The organism is Comamonas testosteroni ATCC 11996 (assembly GCF_000241525.1).
In the GTDB taxonomy this organism is placed as follows: domain Bacteria; phylum Pseudomonadota; class Gammaproteobacteria; order Burkholderiales; family Burkholderiaceae_C; genus Comamonas; species Comamonas testosteroni.
The window spans coordinates 118,476-136,916 of record NZ_AHIL01000012.1 but is presented as its reverse complement, the minus strand read 5'-3'; the positions used below and the strand labels follow the sequence as shown (position 1 = coordinate 136,916).

The 18,441-nt window shown below is 61.9% G+C and carries 17 protein-coding genes; 10 read left to right on the top strand and 7 right to left on the bottom strand.

From position 1 onward, the window contains the following. Positions 1–28 precede the first annotated feature (28 nt). From CTATCC11996_RS05850 to glmM, 5 genes are all read right to left on the bottom strand, one after another. Positions 29–346, bottom strand: a complete 318-nt coding sequence (locus CTATCC11996_RS05850) for a hypothetical protein (protein WP_003074059.1) — start codon at positions 344–346, stop codon at positions 29–31. 102 nt (positions 347–448) lie between these two features. Further along, positions 449–3,199, bottom strand: a complete 2,751-nt coding sequence (locus CTATCC11996_RS05845; protein ID WP_003074058.1) for an NfrA family protein — start codon at positions 3,197–3,199, stop codon at positions 449–451. A 10-nt stretch (positions 3,200–3,209) separates the two neighbouring features. Beyond that, positions 3,210–5,432, bottom strand: coding sequence for a cyclic di-3',5'-guanylate-activated glycosyltransferase NfrB (gene nfrB, locus CTATCC11996_RS05840; protein WP_003074057.1), 2,223 nt, complete (start codon positions 5,430–5,432; stop codon positions 3,210–3,212). Continuing rightward, complete coding sequence (gene wecB / locus CTATCC11996_RS05835; RefSeq protein ID WP_003074056.1) at positions 5,419–6,600, bottom strand: non-hydrolyzing UDP-N-acetylglucosamine 2-epimerase; 1,182 nt, start codon at positions 6,598–6,600, stop codon at positions 5,419–5,421. The genes nfrB and wecB overlap by 14 nt, the downstream gene beginning before the upstream one ends. A gap of 162 nt (positions 6,601–6,762) precedes the next feature. Further along, positions 6,763–8,097: a phosphoglucosamine mutase gene (glmM, locus tag CTATCC11996_RS05830; RefSeq protein WP_003074055.1), complete on the bottom strand. Its 1,335-nt coding sequence runs from the start codon at positions 8,095–8,097 to the stop codon at positions 6,763–6,765. Positions 8,098–8,862: 765 nt separating this feature from the next. On the opposite strand from glmM, the gene hisF reads away from it, so the two are divergent. The 9 genes from hisF (at position 8,863) to tatC (ending at position 14,642) form a co-directional block, all read left to right on the top strand. Then, positions 8,863–9,663, top strand: coding sequence for an imidazole glycerol phosphate synthase subunit HisF (hisF, locus tag CTATCC11996_RS05825; RefSeq protein ID WP_003058607.1), 801 nt, complete (start codon positions 8,863–8,865; stop codon positions 9,661–9,663). 66 nt (positions 9,664–9,729) lie between these two features. Then, a complete protein-coding gene (gene hisI / locus CTATCC11996_RS05820) occupies positions 9,730–10,161 on the top strand; it encodes a phosphoribosyl-AMP cyclohydrolase (protein WP_255413073.1) in 432 nt (143 codons plus the stop codon). Positions 10,162–10,165: 4 nt separating this feature from the next. Then, positions 10,166–10,564, top strand: coding sequence for a phosphoribosyl-ATP diphosphatase (locus CTATCC11996_RS05815; RefSeq protein ID WP_003062137.1), 399 nt, complete (start codon positions 10,166–10,168; stop codon positions 10,562–10,564). 11 nt (positions 10,565–10,575) lie between these two features. Further along, positions 10,576–10,974, top strand: coding sequence for a DUF4870 family protein (locus CTATCC11996_RS05810; RefSeq protein ID WP_003074054.1), 399 nt, complete (start codon positions 10,576–10,578; stop codon positions 10,972–10,974). A 244-nt stretch (positions 10,975–11,218) separates the two neighbouring features. After that, on the top strand, positions 11,219–12,262 hold the full coding sequence (locus CTATCC11996_RS05805) for a patatin-like phospholipase family protein (protein ID WP_003074052.1): 1,044 nt from the start codon (positions 11,219–11,221) through the stop codon (positions 12,260–12,262). 93 nt (positions 12,263–12,355) lie between these two features. Then, positions 12,356–12,772 carry a histidine triad nucleotide-binding protein gene (locus CTATCC11996_RS05800; protein WP_003074049.1) on the top strand — a complete coding sequence of 139 codons (417 nt, stop codon included), beginning with the start codon at positions 12,356–12,358 and terminating at the stop codon, positions 12,770–12,772. A 120-nt stretch (positions 12,773–12,892) separates the two neighbouring features. After that, positions 12,893–13,129 carry a Sec-independent protein translocase subunit TatA gene (tatA, locus tag CTATCC11996_RS05795; protein WP_003074046.1) on the top strand — a complete coding sequence of 79 codons (237 nt, stop codon included), beginning with the start codon at positions 12,893–12,895 and terminating at the stop codon, positions 13,127–13,129. 22 nt (positions 13,130–13,151) lie between these two features. Then, positions 13,152–13,673 (top strand): Sec-independent protein translocase protein TatB, encoded by a 522-nt coding sequence (gene tatB, locus CTATCC11996_RS05790; RefSeq protein WP_003062149.1) that lies wholly within the window; start codon positions 13,152–13,154, stop codon positions 13,671–13,673. Positions 13,674–13,829: 156 nt separating this feature from the next. Then, on the top strand, positions 13,830–14,642 hold the full coding sequence (gene tatC, locus CTATCC11996_RS05785; RefSeq protein WP_034348270.1) for a twin-arginine translocase subunit TatC: 813 nt from the start codon (positions 13,830–13,832) through the stop codon (positions 14,640–14,642). 193 nt (positions 14,643–14,835) lie between these two features. Here tatC and CTATCC11996_RS05780 read toward each other — a convergent pair whose 3' ends face one another. Continuing rightward, complete coding sequence (locus tag CTATCC11996_RS05780; protein ID WP_003074040.1) at positions 14,836–15,996, bottom strand: Do family serine endopeptidase; 1,161 nt, start codon at positions 15,994–15,996, stop codon at positions 14,836–14,838. A gap of 364 nt (positions 15,997–16,360) precedes the next feature. Between CTATCC11996_RS05780 and CTATCC11996_RS05775 the strand changes: the two genes are divergently transcribed. Beyond that, positions 16,361–17,686, top strand: a complete 1,326-nt coding sequence (locus tag CTATCC11996_RS05775) for an MFS transporter (protein WP_003074038.1) — start codon at positions 16,361–16,363, stop codon at positions 17,684–17,686. 27 nt (positions 17,687–17,713) lie between these two features. Here CTATCC11996_RS05775 and CTATCC11996_RS05770 read toward each other — a convergent pair whose 3' ends face one another. Next, a complete protein-coding gene (locus CTATCC11996_RS05770) occupies positions 17,714–18,412 on the bottom strand; it encodes a GntR family transcriptional regulator (RefSeq protein ID WP_003074036.1) in 699 nt (232 codons plus the stop codon). Between the last annotated feature and the right edge of the window lie 29 nt (positions 18,413–18,441).

Genomic DNA, 18,441 nt, shown 5'->3' with positions numbered 1-18,441 from the left:
TGAGATCATTACACGGTGAGGCTTATTGCTACTGGTCACGGAATGGACTGCCCGGATTGGGCTTGCCTTTCGGCGGATTGCCGGGGGAGGGGTTGCCAGGTTTGACAGGCGGCTCGTCCAGCGTGTCATCCCGTGTGAAATCCTTCTTGAAATGTCCTTTGTGGTGGTGCGCGCGTTCGTTGCGCTTGCGCTCTACGGGGGACGCACCGACATCCATGCGGATCTGGGAGGCCCCAGGTGGCAATGGCGGCGGCATGACGTTGGAGGCCAGGGTCCAGTTGGCCCAGGTCAGCAGCGCCAACGCGAGCAGCGCGCGCGTGGCCTGCCTTTGATCATGGGAGTGCATGAGAGTCTCCTTTCTGGAGTGCAGAAAGAAAAAGTGTCGAACAACACCATCTCCATAAACTCTAAGAATGGCGATGGGTTCGGGCCTTAAAGGCGTGCCATCTCAAAACACCAAGGCGGCACGTAGAAACACGCCTTTCCCTCTGTCGTCCCCGGCAAGCCGGGCGCGATACTGCAGGGAGAGGTCGAGGTAGGAGCGGGGCGCATGGTCACGGTCCTCGCGGAACCAGAAACGCATGCTCACACCAACGCCAGCGCCAACCGAGCTTTGCTTGCCCGAGGCTGTGCGTTCAGAGTTGTAATCAGCGCCCAGGACTGCATGCGGAAACAGCACCAGTCTTGAGTCGCCCCCCCCCATTCGGAAACTGCGCCCTGCTTGGGCTTCGAACGTCGCGTAGTTCTGCTTGCGATGAATAAAACGGCCCACTTCGGCGTACATATTGAACGTGTTCCAGCTGGGCACATCCACGCGCAGGTCGGTGCCCATGCCGCCCGAATATCCCATGCGCAGCAACCAGTCGTTGCTGGACAGCGAGCCGATGCGCACGCGCCGTTCGGCCGCGAGTATGAGGTTGTGATCGCTCAGCGGCTTGGCTCGAATACCGATGGCACCCTGGGTGGTCTCTCCGCCCGTGGGCACATCGTGGCGGCTGTAGACCGTTTGTGCAGCGCCTCCGTACACCTCCCAGAAGCGGCCGTCGCCGAACTTCTGCGGGCGCCAGTACACCTCGCTGACGAGCTGGGCCACGTCGCCATAGAGGCCGGGCTGGGCGCCCGCCGCGCCCAGGGAAATGCCCCGATAGCCTAGCAACGTGTTGATGCCCCAGGAGCGGTCCCGGTCGGCAACTTCACGCCGCGTCTCATACAGCTGCTGCGGCGTCATGGCGAGTCTGCCGTCATGTGCTGCGGCAATGGCCTGCTTGAAGTAGTCGATGGACTGATCGTTCTCGGCCAGCCTGCTGGCCGCGTAGGCTCCATCGCGCAGTGCCGTGTCAGGCAGACGGCTCTGGTCACGTGCGCGGTTGAAGATGGACAAGGCACTGCGATCGTCCCCCACGCGGACGGCCAGATAGGCCAGATTGGGGTCGGCGCTTTGCTGCATCTCGGGCTCTGCGGTGGCCTGGGCAAAGCGTGCTGCCGCCTCGTCTCGCCGCCCTAGCTGAAGCAGCAGATCCACCTCGCTGGACAGGGACAGGCCGCCCATCTGCAAGGCCGTCTGTGCATCGGCGTTGGCAGCCTCGGTCATACCCTGCTCGCGACGCAGACGACTGCGCAAGGCCAGCACTTCGACTGCATCGGGCTGAAGCTGCAGTGTTTGATCGGCCTCCTCAAGTGCCTGTGCCTTCTGGCCTGCAGCCAGCAATGCCTGCAGGCGCAACTGGCGATAGGGCAGTTGTCCGGGGTTGAGTTGTATCGCAGCAGCGGCCTTGTCTGCCGCCAAGGCATATTGCCCATCGCTGTAGGCTTGATAGGCCTCATGTGCGACTTTGTATGCCGGGTCCGGCGCTTGCTGACCGGGCCAGATTTCGCAGCCGGGCACATCGCCGGCGCTGAAGCAGTTGACCAGGGGCAGCGGCAGCTCGTAGCTGCGTGACATGGTTGAGGAGCGCAGCGTCTTGAGCTGTTCCCGGCGCCTGTTGACGTCGGCATTGCTGTCCGCCTCCAGCGCCTGCACCAGCCGCTGGGCTCGTTCTGTCTGGCCGGCGGCCAGCGCTGCATCCAGGGCTATCACGCCGTAGTTCTGCCGCTCCGACCGCGACAGATGGGGGGCGGCAAGCGCTGCGTCGAAAGCCTGTTCGGAGGCCATGCCGCGACCTTGGAGATGCAGGGCCACGCCCTGCAGTACCTGCAGTGCAGGATCATGCTGCAGCGCCAGCCCTTGCTCTGCCACACGCTGTGCCTGGGCCGCCTGCCCATCCTGAAGCAGCAGGCCCAGCCATTGCAGGCGCGGCGCCAGCGCCTGCGGTGCCAGACGCACGCTGGACTCGGCATGGCGCAGGGCCTTGGCCATATCGCCTTGCTCGCGGGCCTGCAAGGCTTGCTCGAAAGGGCGCAGAGCCTGGCGCTGGCGTATGGAGGTACGCAGCATCTGCCAATCGGCATCTGACTGCAGCTGTTTCACGTTGTCCAGTCTTGCTGCACGGGCCTCAGCCTCGTCGAAGCGCCCGTTCTCCACCAGCAGATAGACCAGCAGGCGCTGGTAGTCCAGATGCCCGGGGGCCGCAGCTACGGCCTGCCTTGCCAGAGGCAAGGCCGTGGCGAAGTCGCGCCGCTCGGTGGCGGCATAGGCCTGGCTGGCCTTGGCGTAACCAGCAGGCATTGCCTGTGCAGCCGGGCTCTTGCGCGGGCGCGGCGTGGTGTCCGCTGTCGAGGCCGCCGCCTTTGCCGGCTCCTGTGTTGTCGCTGCTGAAGGCGTGGCCGTGCCTGGCGTCTTCGGCGGCTCCTTGGCCGCAGGAGCGGGCAGAGCTTGAGACTCGGGCTGTCTGGCTGGAACGGCTCCCTGATGCATGTCGCGCAGAGCCTGGGCCAGACGCGCATCGCCAGGATGGCGCTGAAGCTGGGTTTTCAATACGGCTTCGGCCTGTGCGGGTTGGCCAAAGCGGCGATGGGCTGCCGCCAGCTGCAAGGCGATCTCGGTGTTGTCCGGTGCCAGACGCTGAGCCTGCTGCAGCTCGGAGATGGCGCGCTGGCCATCGCCGCGCGCCATGGCCTCATACGCCTTGTCGATCCGGGGGTAGACCTGAAAGCGCTGTCTGGGAGTGATATCCGGACCTAGATCCACCGTCTGCGCCAGACCATCGTATGGGGTGGCGCATGCCAGGGAAAGAACCAGAATAGGACGAGAAAGCTTCATATATTGGCACCTAAGCAGCAACAGACACGATCGGGGCGGCATCAAGGCGGCGCAAAAGTTGCGCCATGGTGACCTGCAGCTGTTGCTGCAGTCGTAGTGCTTCATCCAGCGTTGCCTGTGTCAACGCCCCCTGGTTCACCAGGAACAGGCCCAGGCTGTCGTCGCTTTGCTCCTGTCTGAGCAGCAAGGCATTCAGCACGGCCGTGTCGATGCGGCCCAGGGCCTGAAGCACTTCGCCCAGCATCAGCTGCCGCGACACATAGAATTTCCACAGCTCTTTCGCCTGTTCGGCGGATACGCGCTTGCGCTCCACGGCCCAGGCCAGCAGTTCGCGAGCCGGCTCCCCATGCTGTCTTGCATACAGACGCCGCAGCTCGACCGTGACCTCTCCCTTGGGGGCAATGAGGTAGCGCACAGGCCTCTCCAGCTTGCGCTCCAGGGCCGCGTGCGAGACCGGGTCTATGACCGACTCGCTGGCCAGGACCAGCGTCTTTCCCTCCTCGCGCAGCGGCACCACGCTGTAATGCAGTGCCAGATGTGGCGGCAGCAGCGCCGCGATCTCGTCGGGGATCAGGGGCTCTCCCAGAAACTCCCAGGAAACGCCAGCTTGCTGGGCCACTGCAGCGGCCAGCTGTGCGGTGCTGATCAGGTCCTTGTGCACCAGCGCACTGCCCAGGCGCAGGCCGGGAGTGGGGCGCAACAGCGCTTCCTGCAACTGGCTCTCGGTCAAGGCGCCTTGGGCGATCAGTATCTGTCCCAGGGGCTGGCGCAGTCGGGGTCCCTCTCCCAGCATGGGGAAGTCATGGTCGGTCTTGGCCCAGGCCATGCGCCGGATATCCTTGGCCTGCAGCGCCTGGGCGATGGCCCGCCAGTTGGCCAGAAAGTTCACTAAATTGCCCCATAGCAGGCGCGGAAGCGACATCAATCCCTGGACGACGCCGTAGTAGCTGGTGACGAAGAACATGCGCTGGGCAATGCGGTTGAGCATCAGCACGAAGTTCGCGGCCAGCAGCGCATACAGCCACCAGTCACCCTGGAAGATGGAGAGAAACCGGTAGCTGTCCGGTACCAGGCGCTGGTAGAGCCAGATGGCAATCAGCTGCATCGCCAGCAGCATGGCCAGAAAGCTGGCGAAATTGGTGAGAGCTCCCTTGCGGTCACGCCAGAGAAAATAGTTCAGCACGCCGCTCTTGGTCCAGCGCAGGGTCTTGAAGCCCTGGATCACGATGCCCGTGATCCAGCGGGACTTCTGTCGCACCGCCGCATTCAGCGTATCGGGGAAGAACTCCCGCACGCAGATGACGCTGGCTTCGCGCGCGCTGCGCCCGGGGCGGCGTGGCTGGTCAGGGTCGGCAGGCTGGTCCGCATCGTGCACGGGAAAGCGCACGAAGATCTCGCGCATACCCAGCTGCTTGAGCCGGAAACCGATGTCGTAGTCCTCGGTCAGGCTCTGGGTGTCGAAGGCCACGCCGTCGCCCATCTCCAGCAGCGCCGTGATGGCGCGGCGGCTGAAGCAGGTGCCGACCCCGGCGCTGGGCACCTGACCCACCAGGGCCTCGCGCACCACGATGTCCTTGGCATGCAGCTCGGCAAACTCGTCCAGATAATGCCCGCCGGTGAACTCGCGCAGCGGCCGCTCCAGGGGGTAGACCGGCAGCTGGATCAGATCCTTGCGATCCACGAGAAAGTTGAACAGTCTCAGCTCCAACCTGGACAGCACGTCTTCCGAGTCGTGAAGGATGAAACCTGCAAACTCGATGCCCGAGCGCTGCTCGAACTGGAAGATGGCATCGAGCACGTTGTTGAGGCAGTCGGCCTTGCTGGTCGGCCCGGGGCGTGCGCAGACCACGCTGTGCACATTCGGGAAATGGGCTCTGACCTGCTCCACATCGGCGTGGGTCTGGGGGTCGTTGGGGTAGGTGCCGATGAAGATGTGGTAGTTCTCATAGTCCAGCGTGGTTGCCGCCAGCTGCGCCATCTTGCCGATCACGCCATGCTCCTGCCAGGCGGGCACCATGATGGCCAGCGGCTTCTCGTCCACCCCGAGCAAGGCCTTGTGATTCATCTGCTCATGGCGCGAGTACACGGTCAGTGCACGCCAGGTGCGCCGCCCCCAGTAAAAGAGGTCGATGAACAGATCGTCCAGTCCGCTGATGAAGATCACTACCGCAATGACGATGGCGATGCTCTTGAGGACATAGAGGTATCCGGTGAACAGGTCAAGCCAGGACATGAGGCGTCCTTTCTGCGGCTTTCTGTGCCAGGTCAGCTTGATCAGGCCTCAGCATCTGGTGCAGTCTTTTTACGGTGCGCTGTGCTGCAGTCCCGTCACCAAACGGGTTGCTGCTGGCCTGCATGCTCCGGTAGGCAGCATCGTCATGCATCAGGTGGCGCACGGACTGAACGATCCTGCTTCTGTCAGCCCCAACCAAGGCGGCGCAACCGGCTTCCAGAACCTCGGGACGCTCGGTCTCGTCGCGCAAGACCAGCACAGGTACCTTGAAGGTCGGCGCCTCCTCCTGCAGTCCGCCGGAATCGGTCAGCACCAGCCAGGCATCGGCCAGGGCCTGCTGCATGGCCAGGTAATCCAGCGGTTCTGTCAGCTTGACATTGGGCAGTCCGCCCAGCAGCCGGTATACGGGCTCCTTGACCACCGGATTGAGGTGGACCGGAAACAGCACCGGCATCTGGGGAAACTCGCGCGCGATATCGGCAATGGCTTCGCACACATGGTCCACATCGGGGCCCCAGTTCTCTCGCCTGTGCATGGTCACCAGGATATGGCCTCGGCCCTGCATGCGGCGATGGATGTGGTGATGCTGGCTGGCCCAGAGCTGGGCGTCGACGACGGTGTTGCCGGTGAGCTCGATTTTTTCCTTGCCCACGTTTTCGCGCTCCAGTGCCTGCTGGGCTCTGAGGGTGGGGGCCAGATGCAGGCTGGCGATGCGCCCTATCATCTGCCGCAGGCCTTCTTCCGGAAAAGGTCGGTGCAGGTTGTAGGTGCGCAGGCCGGCCTCGACATGGACGACGGGCACCTTGAGGTAGAAGCCGGCCAATGCCCCCTGAAACGCGCTTTCTGTGTCGCCCTGCACGATCACTGCCTCACAGCTCGTATCCGTGAGCACGGACTCCAGTTGAGTCCGGCAGCCTGTAGCGAATTCCAGCAGTGAGCTTCCTTGCCTTTGCAGTACATGATCGGGCTGGATATGAAAGCAATCCAGCATTTGCGCGGCCATGTCGCCATGCTGGCCGGTGTGCAGCCAGATGGGGCGCGCCCAGTGCGTCTGTTTCAGTGCGTGATAGACAGGGGCCAGCTTGATGATTTCGGGCCTGGTCCCGGACACGATGAGCAACTGCACGATGTCTGGCTTGGCGTGAAGAGCCTCGGAGTCCTGATTCATTGCGTTCTCCCTTTGAGTCAATTGGTATCAGACGTTCTTCATTCGTACCTGCTCAAAATCATCTTTCACGCGCTGCTTCGGGTATGTCAGCCAGCTCCTCATGCTGGTCGCCATCGGTGCCGGCTTTGTCTGCAGCATGAGCGGCGCGACCGCATCAACGGGCTAACCGTCTCTGGCAGCCGTGACCAGTCGCTCGGCACAGCGACTGGCCTGATCGCCATCCTGCGCTTCCACCATCACATGCAGCAGCGGCTCCGTGCCGCTGTGACGAACCAGCACACGCCCGGTAGAGCCCAGCTCGGCCTCGACCTGTGCCTGCACTCGTGCCAGCAAGGCATTGCTGCGCCAATCCCGGTCTGGCGACCAGTGCACATTGAGCAAGGCCTGGGGGTAGAGCTGCACCGGCAGCAGCCATTGCGACAGCGTGCGGCCGGTGCGCACACAGGCTTGCAATATCTGCAGGGCATTCACCAGACCGTCGCCCGTGCTGTGCCGATCCAGTATCAGCAGATGGCCTGACCCCTCGCCGCCGAAGGTCCAGCCCCTGCGGCTGAGTTCCTCAAGCACATAGCGGTCGCCGACCTTGGTGCGCATGAAGTCCACATCCAGCACCCCGAATGCCCGTTCCACCGCCATATTCGTCATCAGCGTGCCCACGGCGCCCGCAATGCTCTCGTCATGCTCCAGGCGGTCGGCGACGATCAGGTACAGCAACTCGTCCCCGTTATAGAGCCGCCCGGCGGCATCGACGACCAGCAGGCGATCCGCATCGCCATCCAGGGCAATGCCGAAATCTGCACCGCAACCGGAAACTGTCGTGGCCAGGAGCTCCGGATGTGCGGCTCCGGCCCCCTGGTTGATATTCATGCCATCGGGAGCGCAGCCTATGGCCACCACTTCGGCCCCGAGTTCATGCAAGACCATGGGCGCTATCTGATAGGCCGCACCATGGCCGGCATCGACCACGATCTTCAGTCCTCGCAAGGTGAATGCATGGTCGCAAGTGCTCTTGCAAAACTCGATATAGCGACCGGCGGCGTCTTCCAGGAGCTGGGTCTTTCCGAGTGCGATCGCCGGGACCCAATGCGGCTCATCGAGCAGCATTTGCTCGACTGCTACCTCCCAGACGTAGGGCAGCTTGGTGCCTTTGGCACTGAAGAATTTGATGCCGTTGTCCTCGAAGGTGTTGTGGCTGGCGCTGATGACCACTCCCAGGCTGGCCCGCAAGGCCCGCGTGAGATAGGCCACCCCCGGTGTAGGCAGCGTCCCAAGCAGCACCACATCCGCGCCAGAGGAATTGAAGCCTGACACCAAGGCGCTTTCGAGCATATGCCCTGAGATGCGCGTGTCCTTGCCGATCAGCACCGTCGGGCGCTCTTCGTTGCGATGAAGCATTCGTCCGACGACATGGGCGAGATGCAGAGCGAAGTCCGGCGTGATGGGGAAATACCCAGCCCGCCCACGGATTCCGTCGGTACCGAAATATTGGCGTCTCATATCCATGATGATCACCTGTGCCTCAATACAGTCATCGAACGGGATGGGTTTCCGGGTTCGGTCAATTATTTAGGGATGCAACACTGTCACAGTATTAAAAACTATTGATTTATTTTTTTCATAGTTTCACTAGCAAAAACAATCCGAACAAGAAAGCAGCGTAAAAAGAAACATCTTTTTACGCTATGAATATTTGGATTCCGAATTGGGGTTTTATACACAATATTTAAGGTATTTCGCTTCCCGGGCGAGACTGCTTTGCATTGCTGTCAACCCTGACATCAGGCAGCTTGCCGAAGCATAGTCTGCAATAGCTTTGCTTGTCATTCAGACGTGTGCCGCTCTCGGCAGTGCAGCTTCTCGCAGGTGTGGAGGCCGCGCATTGAGAATATCAGTGCCTTTACTTTGGGATCGCCAGTGGCATGCCTGCTCAGGAGTGGGCGATGGTCCTATGTGCGACCATTAATCGCAGCCGGAATATTGATCAAGGAAGGAATTGCGGCTGAAAACAATAAATCCTGAAGCCTGCTCTGTGTTTGCTGTTATTCAATTGGGAGCGCAGGGATTTTGTGCCGCTTTATGTATAGGGGCTGCTGCTCAGTTGAAACGTTTCAAATCGAGCAGGTTTGACTCGCGATGCGATGGCTGTGGCCGGGTGGCAATGCCATGGCAGCGGCAAGGGGGCGCCGTCGGCAGATGCCCTGGGCAGCGGCGATGCCGTGGTATCTTTGGCCTCCTTGTTCGTAGATATTCCGAGACTGGTCCATGCTTGCCAAACGCATCATTCCCTGCCTTGACGTGACCGGCGGCCGCGTGGTCAAGGGCGTCAATTTTCTGGAGCTGCGCGATGCGGGCGACCCGGTGGAAATTGCCGCACGCTACAACGCCCAGGGTGCGGATGAGCTGACTTTTCTGGACATCACGGCCACCAGCGATGGTCGCGACCTGATCCTGCCCATCATCGAGGCCGTGGCTTCGCAGGTCTTTATTCCGCTGACCGTGGGCGGTGGCGTGCGCAGCGTCGAAGATGTGCGCCGCCTGCTCAATGCCGGAGCCGACAAGACCAGCTTCAACTCCGCCGCCATTGCCAACCCGGACACCATCAATGCCTGCAGCGACAAGTACGGCGCGCAATGCATCGTGGTGGCTATCGACGCCAAACGCCGCACGCCAGAGGACGAGCAGCGCATCGGCCCCGGCGGCACACCCATGGGGCCGGGCTGGGATGTGTACAGCCATGGCGGGCGCAAGAACGTGGGGCTGGACGTGGTGCGCTGGGCCGAGGAGATGGCCAGGCGTGGTGCCGGCGAGATCCTGCTGACCAGCATGGACAAGGACGGCACCAAGAGCGGCTTCGATCTGAAGCTCACGCGTGCCGTGGCCGATGCCGTGGCCGTGCCCGTGATCGCATCGGGCGGTGTCGGCAATCTGGAAGATCTGGCCGATGGCGTGACCATTGGCGGCGCCGATGCCGTGCTGGCCGCCAGCATCTTCCACTACGGTGAATACACCGTGCAGCAGGCCAAGGAATGCATGCGCGCACGTGGCATTCCCGTGCGTTTATAAGATTATTTTGAGAGCAGCTTGCGCAGGCTACAAGCGGCTTTCCGTATGTTTTGTGGTTGAAATTGTTTGTCAGCCTGCGCTGGCAGCTATACAAAACAAAGGTCTGCAATGAGCTGGCTCGATCAAGTCAAATGGGATGCGCAGGGGCTGGTGCCCGTGATTGCACAGGAGCAAAGCAGCGGCGACGTGGTCATGTTCGCCTGGATGAACCGTGAGGCACTGGAGAAGACCGCCGAGCTCGGGCGTGCCGTCTACTTCAGCCGCTCGCGCAACAAGCTGTGGTTCAAGGGCGAGGAGTCCGGCCATGTGCAGACCGTGCATGAGATGCGCATCGACTGCGACAACGACGTGGTTTTGCTCAAGATCACGCAAGAGGGGCATGATCCCGGTATTGCCTGCCATACCGGTCGCCACTCCTGCTTCTACAGCGTTTTCAAGGACGGACAGTGGCTGGCTGTCGATCCGGTCTTGAAAGATCCTGCTTCCATCTATAAATAAAGTCATGTCTGAACAAAACACCGCGTCGGTCGAGGGCGCACTGGCCCGTCTGGCTGCCGTGATCGAAAGCCGCAAGGTCGCCAACGGTGGCGATCCCGAAAAAAGCTATGTCGCGCGCCTGCTGCACAAGGGGCCCGATGCCTTTCTGAAGAAGATCGGCGAAGAGGCAACCGAAGTGGTCATGGCCGCCAAGGATGTCGATCATGGCGCGGACAAGGGCAAGATCCTCTATGAAGTGGCGGATCTGTGGTTTCACTCCATGATTGCGTTGTCGCACTACGGATTGACACCCGCAGAGGTGGTGGCCGAGCTGGAGCGCCGCGAGGGCACCAGCGGTCTGGAGGAAAAAGCCCTGCGCAAGGCCCAGGAACGCGCTGCTCAGGAAGGGGCGGCCAAGCAATAAGGAGGAAGCGCATGAATGACGATCGCGACATCATCGATGTAAACAGCAGCGGCTCTGCCGAGGTCGAGGGCTTGAAGGCCTGGGGCTGGGTCAGCTATCTGCTGCACCTGATCGTGGCCGTGGCCGCAGTGCTGCCGGGCGCGCAGGTCAGTGTGCTGCTGTTGCTGATTGCAGTCGTCATCGATCTGGTCAAGCGCGACGATGCGCGCGGCACCTGGCAGGAGAGCCATTTCTCCTGGCGCCTGCGCAGCGTGCTCTGGGCCATCGTGCTCTATGCCGTGACCTTCCCGTTCTTCCTGCTGGGCCTCTTGATCTTCAACCCCGCCTGGGTGCTGATCTCCATCTGGTTCCTCTACCGCATCGTCAGCGGCATGATCGCCATGAACAAGAATCGTGCGATCCAGCCCTGAGCAGAACTTGCCAGACACCCAAGCCCCTGCTTTACGGCCGGGGCTTTTTTGTTTTTGCAAGCGGTTTTGCTGCACTGCAACAGATTCGGAACGGCAGGCTGACACGGGTGCCGGGCCTGTGCAATGCTCGCAGTGCTGGATAAGCTGCGGAAATTGCGCAGATTCGCTGGATATGTCCGCTGTGCGTTCGTAGCGACAGTTCCAAGCCCCTTACCTGGTTCCTCAACCTTCACAGGATCGTGCCATGGCTGCAGAGACTTCCCATACCCTCAACCTGGCCCTGCAAGGTGGGGGATCGCATGGTGCGCTGACCTGGGGCGTGCTGGATGCATTGCTCGACGATGACGGCCTGATCTTCGAAGGCATCAGCGGCACCAGCGCCGGTGCCATGAATGCCGTGGCGCTGGCCCATGGCTTCGCGCAGGCGGCCGCGCAGGAAAAAAAGGTGGACGATGCCCGTTACCTGGGGCGGCAGCTGGCGCGCCAGTCTCTGCGCGAGCTGTGGGAGGGCGTGGGCACCATGGGCAGCGTGGGCAAGATGTTCTGGGCCGCGCCGTTGCCGGGCAGCAAGCAGTTCATGGGCGTGCTCAACCAGTTTCTGTCGCCCTATCAGACCAATCCACTCAATATCAACCCGCTGCGCCAGTTGCTCACCCGGGTGGTGGACTTCGAGATGCTGGCGCATCCCGAGCACCCCAGCGTGGTGCCCAAACTTTTCATCTGCGCCACCAATGTGCGCACGGGCGCCGGCAAGATCTTCAAGGGCGAGCAGGTGACGGCAGACGCCATCATGGCTTCGGCCTGCCTGCCGCAGCTGTTCAAGGCGGTGGAGATTGACGGAGAGTGCTACTGGGACGGCGGGTTTTCGGGCAATCCGGCCCTGTATCCGCTGATCTACGAGACCAGGAGCCGGGACATCCTGCTGGTGCAGATCAATCCCAAGGAGTCCGATGTCTCGCCCGATACGGCACGCGAGATCATGGACCGCATGAACGAAATAACCTTCAACGCCAGCTTGCTGGCCGAGCTGCGGGCCATCGAGTTCGTGGTCAAGCTGCTGGAGCAAAAGCGCCTGGACCCCGAGCGCTACAAGCATGTGCTGATGCACCGCATCGATGGCGGCTCGGTGCTCAAGCCCTTTGGCGCCTCGAGCAAGGTGCGCGCAGACATGGGCATGGTGCGCAAGCTGTTCGAGCTGGGGCGCGAGCGCGGCCAGCAATGGCTGCAGCTCAACCGCGAGCACCTTGGCGTCAAGCAGACGCTGCGATTCAACGAGAATAAGGGGTAGCCTCCGCAGGGGGCGACGCCATTGCCTGCTTTCTGGCTTCCCGGGTCATGGGCAGGGCGCCCGGAGTACCGAACCGTAGAGATACAAGAGACCATGCACGACCACGACCACGACCACGACCACGACCACGACCACGATCACGATCACGATCACGATCACGACGCCAATTGCATTTTCTGCCGCATCGCCAAGGGGGAGATTCCTTCGCGCAAGGTGTATGAGGACGAGGAACTGTTCGCCTTTCATGACATTCACCCGGGTGCGCCCGTGCACTTCCTGGTGATTCCCAAGAAGCACATCCGCTCCATGGCCCAGGTTGGTGCCGAGGATGCACCCCTGCTGGGCCGCATGATGGCGCTGGCGCCAAAACTGGCGATGGAGCAGGGCTGCAACCCTTATCCCGATGGCGGTTTCCGCATCGTGGTCAATACCGGCAGCGAAGGCGGCCAGGAAGTGCACCATCTGCACCTGCACGTCATGGGCGGCCCGCGCCCCTGGCTCAAGGGCTGATCAGGCGCAGGCGAGGGCTGCACACGGCGATAGAGCCGTGCGTTGCAGGCTTTTTGGGTGATTGATTCGTATCTGTCACAAGCCCCGTCTAAAATGGTTTGCAATTTCTAGGAGATTCTCATGGGCTCGTTTTCTATCTGGCACTGGGCGATCGTGCTGCTCATCGTGGTTCTGGTGTTCGGCACCAAGAAGCTCAAGAACATCGGCTCCGACCTGGGCGGTGCCGTCAAGGGCTTCAAGGACGGCATGAAGGACGGCGCGACTGACGCCGACGCCAACGCTGCAGCCGGCCAAGTGGCCAACCAGCAGGCCGCCGAAAAGGCCACCATCGACGTGGAAGCCAAGCAAAAGAGCTGATCGCGGCAGGACTGACATTTAGATGTTTGATATTGGCCTGTCCAAAATGGCGCTGATCGGTGCCGTGGCCCTGGTGGTCATCGGTCCCGAGAAGTTGCCGCGCGTGGCCCGCATGGTGGGCACCTTGCTTGGCAGGGCACAGCGCTATGTGTCCGACGTCAAGGCCGAGGTCAACCGCTCCATGGAGCTCGATGAGCTGCGCAAGATGAAGGACACGGTCGAGACCGCCGCGCGGGACGTGGAGTCCAGCATGCGCAATCAGGCCTCCGATCTTGAAAAGGATTGGAGCGATGCGACCAAGGATCTGCGCGACGACTCGAACATGACTTCGGCTTCGTCCTTCGGCTCCTATGACGCGGAAGGTGGCTACACAGGTCTGGATACGCACAGCAGCGTGGTGCCCAGCTATCGCCATCCGCGCAAGAACTGGCGCGTCAAGCGCGGTGCCGTGCCCCAGTGGTACAAGGCCCGTGCGGGGGTACGCAGCAAGGTCCAGTCGGGCGCGGCACGCGTGGCGCGCTTTCGCCCCAAGAAGTTCCATTGAACATGCAGCTCAGCAGCCTGCCGGCCGCAAGGTCGGCCATGGCCGGCCCCAGTGGGCCGGCTTGGCTGCCCGCATGTCGCTCTTTGCCCGTGATCCGCGGGCGTTGTTGTTTCTCAAGCGTGTGGAGCCGATCGGGCTCCGACGCGGTTTTGCACCATGTCCGAACCCTCTAAAGAAGACGAACTCGCCGGCACGGAGCAGCCGTTTGTCCAGCACCTGATGGAGCTGCGTGATCGCCTGCTCTACAGCCTGTATGGCGTTTTGATCGGCGTCGGGCTGCTGATGTTCTGGCCGGGCCCTGATGGCCTGATCGACTTCATCGCCCTGCCCATCAAGGAGCACATGCCGCCCGGCGCCAAGCTGATTGCGGTGGGCGTTTTCTCGCCCTTCTTCGTGCCGCTCAAGGTGTTGATGATGGTGGCCGTGCTGCTGGCGCTGCCCTGGATCATGTACCAGATCTGGGCCTTTGTGGCGCCGGGCCTGTACAGCCACGAGAAGAAGTTCGCCCTGCCGCTGATCATGTTCGGCAGCCTGCTGGCCTACGCCGGCATTGCCTTCGTGCAGTTCTTTGTGCTGGGCAATATGTTCAAGTTCATCCAGCACTTCACGCCGGCCAGCGTGGCGGCCACGCCCGACATCGCCTCGTATGTGGAAGCGATTCTGTCGCTCTACATCGCTTTTGCGGCGGCCTTTCAGGTGCCCATCGTGGTGATGCTGCTGGTGCGCTTTGGTCTGGTGGAGATCGAGAAGCTCAAGGCCTTCCGCGGCTATTTCGTGGTGCTGGCCTTTGTGATTGCTGCTGTCATCACGCCGCCCGATGTGATTTCCCAGCTGGCCCTGGCCTTGCCCATGTGCCTGCTCTACGAGATCGGCATTCTGGGAGCCGGCTGGTTCAGCCGGGTATCGCGTGCGCCCGATGCCGAGGAAGGCACAGGCACGGAAGTGGAGAAATCCACGGACGGCCACTGATCTTCGCCCCGACCTCCTGCAAAGCCCTTGAAGCAATTCAAGGGCTTTTGTTTTGATGGCTACCGGTGCTTTTTCCATCGGCGCTTTAGCCATTTTTCTTGACGAGTCCTGTTGGAGAAGTGGTGTCTGGCCCGGCCGGAGCATGAAAAAAGCCAGCGACTAGCGCTGGCTTGTGGGCTCAATGACACTGCACTCAGCGTCGTGGGCGGCTCTGCTGCTGCAGGGTGCTGGCTGCAGGGCGGGCACCCGGAGTGATGTTCAGCACCACTTCGCTGTCGCCGCGGCGCACATCGAACTTGGCGGCTTCGCCGGGCTTGAGCGAGGCCACGGCCGTCAGCAGTTCGGAGACATTGCGGGTCGCAGTCTCGCCCACCTTGACGATCACGTCGCCAGGGCGCATGCCGGCCTGGGCGGCGGGGCCGGCCTGCAGCACGCCGGTGATGATGACGCCGGCATCGGCCTTGACGCCAAAGGTCTCGGCCAGCTCGGGCGAGAGCTCGTTGGGTTCCACGCCGATCCAGCCGCGCGTGACCTTGCCGTCCTTGACGATGCCGTCCAGCACCATCTTGGCTGTGGAGACGGGAATCGCGAAACCGATGCCCATGCTGCCGCCCGAGCGCGAGTAGATGGCCGTGTTGATGCCCAGCAGATTGCCGTTGGCATCCACCAGCGCCCCGCCGGAGTTGCCCGGGTTGATGGCAGCGTCGGTCTGGATGAAGTTCTCGAAGGTGTTGATGCCCAGCTGGCTGCGGCCCAGAGCGCTGATGATGCCGCTGGTCACGGTCTGGCCCACGCCGAAGGGGTTGCCGATGGCCAGCACGCGGTCGCCCACGGCGACCTGATCGGAGTTGCCCAGCACGATGACGGGCAACTTGTCGAGCTCGATCTTGAGAATGGCCAGATCGGTCTCTGGGTCTGTGCCTATGATCTTGGCCTTGGCCTGACGACTATCGGTCAGCGTGACCTCGATATCGTCGGCGCCTTCCACCACATGGTTGTTGGTGAGGATGTAGCCATCTTGACTGATGATGACGCCGCTACCCAAACCAGATTGCTCTTGCGGACCCTGATCGCCAAAGAAGAACTGGAACCAGGGATCGTTGGCGCGCGGGTGGCGAACCGCCTTGCTGGTGTTGATGCTGACCACGGCGGGCGAAGCCTTGCGCGCGGCAGGCGCAAAGCTGCCGGGAGCGACTTCACCAGCCGGAGTGGATGGAGCCTGCAGCAGCGAAACACCGGCACTGCTGCGGATGTTTCCGCGCTGAAGCCATGTGGGCTGTAGGGTAGCCACTACAAAATAGATAGCCACCAGTACGGTGACGACCTGCGAAAACAGCAACCAGGTGCGTTTCATGTAATGCGTATAGGTAGTGAGGGGAACAAGCCCACATTGTGAAGCATGGCTGCACCGGGCGTCGAAGCGAACATTTGCTTGCACGCAATTGCTTAACGCAAAGCTTTGCAGATTGCAGGAGCGATGGCTATAGGACTGCAGGCATCTGTAGTTTTGCGCGGCCAGGAGCTATGAGTGAAAACCCTAGAATGTTTTTTCGACTGCGCTTACGCCGCCGTTACTGAAGTGACTGCCCACAAGGTGCTCATATTCGGTCTGGTGTGGCTTTGTATCTGAAGCCCGCCGCAATCGGTCTGCCACTGCACGTTGACCCGTGATCAGCGGCCTTATCCGCGCTGTCCTGCTGTTCGATCTAGGAAACACCATGACTACGCTTGACCACGCTGCATCGGCTGACACGCCGGCTGCAGCGACGAATCGTCTCCTGAACCGGGAGGACTACAAGACCCTGGGCTTATCGGCCCTGGGCGGAACGCTGGAGTTTTATGACTTCGTGGTGTTCGTCTTTTTTGCCAATGTGATTGGCAGTCTGTTCTTTCCTGCTTCGCTGCCGGAGTGGATGCGCCAGCTGCAGACTCTGGGCATTTTTGCGGCCGGCTATCTGGCGCGCCCCATCGGCGGCATCTTGATTGCCCACTTCGGCGACATCCTGGGCCGCAAGAAGATGTTCACGCTGTCGGTGTTCCTGATGGCCGTGCCCACCCTGGTCATCGGCCTGCTGCCGACTTATGAAACCATCGGCCTGGCCGCTCCCATCCTGCTGCTGCTGATGCGCGTGATGCAAGGTGCTGCCATCGGCGGTGAAATGCCCGGTGCCTGGGTGTTCGTGGCCGAGCATGCTCCCCAGAAGCGTTACGGCTTTGCGATCGGCGCACTGACCTCCGGCATTACCGGCGGCATTTTCCTGGGCTCCATCATCGGGGTCTGGCTCAACAGCACCTACAGCCAGGGCGAGATCCACGACTGGGCCTGGCGTCTGCCCTTCATTCTGGGCGGTGTCTTCGGTCTGGTGTCGGTGTATCTGCGCAAGTTCCTGCACGAGACCCCCATCTTCCAGGAGTTGCAGGCCCGCAAGGCCGCTGACCGCGAACTGCCGATCAAGACCATCTTGCGCGACCACCGCGAAGCCTGTGTTGTCGTGGCGCTGATGACCTGGGTGCTGTCCACGGCGATCGTGGTGGTGATCCTGTTCACGCCGGCCTATCTGCAAAAGGTGTTCCACATCGAGCCTGCCATGGCCCTGAAGGCCAATGCCGTGGCGACCGTGACGCTGACCATCGGCTGCGTGTTCTGGGGCTGGCTGTCCGACAAGATCGGCACCAAGCTGACCATGCTCATCGGCTGGGGCGGCATGACGGCCACTGCCTATCTGTTCTATCTGAACCTGCCCGGCAACGAGGCATCGCTGATCTGCAACTATGCGACCGTGGGCTTCTTCGTGGGCTCCATCTCGCTGCTGCCTGTGGTGGGCGTGCGGGCCTTCCCGCCTGAAGTGCGCTTCACCGGTCTGTCCTTCTCCTACAACATGGCCTATGCCGTGTTTGGCGGCCTGACCCCGATGCTGGTGTCCGTGTGGCAGCAGGTGGATGTGATGGCTCCTGCCCACTATGTGGCGGCCATGGGCGTGCTGGGCATGGCCATGGGCTTCTGGCCGCTGGCCTGCAAGGGCTGGCAGCCGCGCAAGGCGTGAGTCTGCACAGACGGATGAAAAAGGCAGTCAGCAGTGGCTGCCTTTTTTTTCACTGCTCGCGCGTTTGCGGCGGCGCGGCTGTATGACCTGTGCCGACACGGCGCTCAGCACCATGTCGGCAAAGGCGCTGCCGCCCGCCGATATATGGTTGCGCATGGCCTCGGCAGCGACTTCGCTGTGGCCCGCCAGAATGGCGGCCACCACGGCTTCATGCTCGGCCTGGGAGTGCAGCAGCCGCTCTGGCTTTTCGAACATCTTGCTGCGGTACGGTGCGACCCGGAGTCTGGCCTCGCGGGTTTGCTCGACGATAAAGGTGTTGCCGCTGGATTGATATATCAGATCATGCAGCCTGGCATTCGCTTGCTCATAGGCTATCGAATCGGCCTTCTGGGCATGGGCCGCAGTCTGCGCGAGAGCTGCCTGCAACTGCGCTCTCTGCTCGGCATTGATGCGCCGGGCCGCTAGGCGCGCCAGCACGCCTTCCAGCTCGGCAAGCCCCTCCATCATCGCGACCAGTTCGCGGGGATCGAGATGGCGTACATAAATGCCCACGCGCGGAAGAATGCTCACCATCCCCTTGGCGGACAGCAGCAGCAAGGCCTCGCGGACCGGCGTGCGCGAAGCCTGGAAGCGCTCGCACAGTGCCTGCTCGTCGATGGCAGCGCCGGGCAGCAGCGCGCCGTTGCGCAGATCCTGCTCCAGCGCCAGGCGGATGCGGTCCTGCATGCTGGGTGCGTCTAGGGTTTCTTCCCTTG